The sequence below is a fragment of the Corynebacterium sp. HMSC073H12 genome (genome assembly GCF_001837775.1).
Taxonomy (GTDB): Bacteria; Actinomycetota; Actinomycetes; order Mycobacteriales; family Mycobacteriaceae; genus Corynebacterium; species Corynebacterium amycolatum.
In genome coordinates this window covers 1-237 of sequence record NZ_KV834039.1, presented here as the reverse complement: position 1 = coordinate 237, position 237 = coordinate 1, and the positions used below count along the sequence as shown (strand labels likewise).

Here is a 237-nt window from a genome sequence, read left to right as displayed (position 1 = left end):
CAGGTTGGCTGCACTGTGGGGTGATAATACGTCCATGACTATTAGCCACGAGTCGATTTACCAGGCCCTTTACGTACAAGGGGCAGGTAGCTTGCGCAAAGAACTTGTGTTTGAAAAGTCCTGCCGGACTACCCGGCCAGGGCGTAAACCCCGCTCGCTTTTAGCGGGGGTGCCCAAACCACGAGGAAAACGCTGGACCCATGATGCCAATATTTCACTTCGCCCAGCGGAAGCCAA

The 237-nt window shown here is 54.9% G+C and carries 1 pseudogene; it reads left to right on the top strand.

What is annotated here, in order from left to right:
• Positions 1–237: pseudogene (locus HMPREF2708_RS11180) on the top strand (IS30 family transposase); the annotation flags it as partial.